This is a genomic window from Bacillus sp. AFS041924, from assembly GCF_002577195.1.
Taxonomy (GTDB): domain Bacteria; phylum Bacillota; class Bacilli; order Bacillales; family Bacillaceae_G; genus Gottfriedia.
In genome coordinates this window covers 1-224 of the sequence record NZ_NULG01000142.1, presented here as the reverse complement: position 1 = coordinate 224, position 224 = coordinate 1, and the positions used below count along the sequence as shown (strand labels likewise).

At 37.5% G+C, this 224-nt stretch carries 1 pseudogene; it reads right to left on the bottom strand.

Annotated features, from left to right (window positions below):
• Positions 1–6: 6 nt before the first annotated feature.
• A pseudogene (locus COC46_RS22475) lies at positions 7–224 on the bottom strand (group II intron reverse transcriptase/maturase); the annotation flags it as partial.

Here is a 224-nt window from a genome sequence, read left to right as displayed (position 1 = left end):
TTCAAATTAAGTCTGACGTATAAATTCATATCTTTGAAATAGACTTTTAAGACCTTGGTTTTGCCAATATGCATTCCCAAGTGTTTTATGTAGGATTGGGCTTTTGGCGATTCGCCAAAAGCCTTTTCTACTGTTTCCCCATTCGAATGCTTTATGGATGTCCACACCTAATCCAATCAGTTTTCTCACTCTCGTTTTAGGTAATTTCCATTGTTTCCACAGGC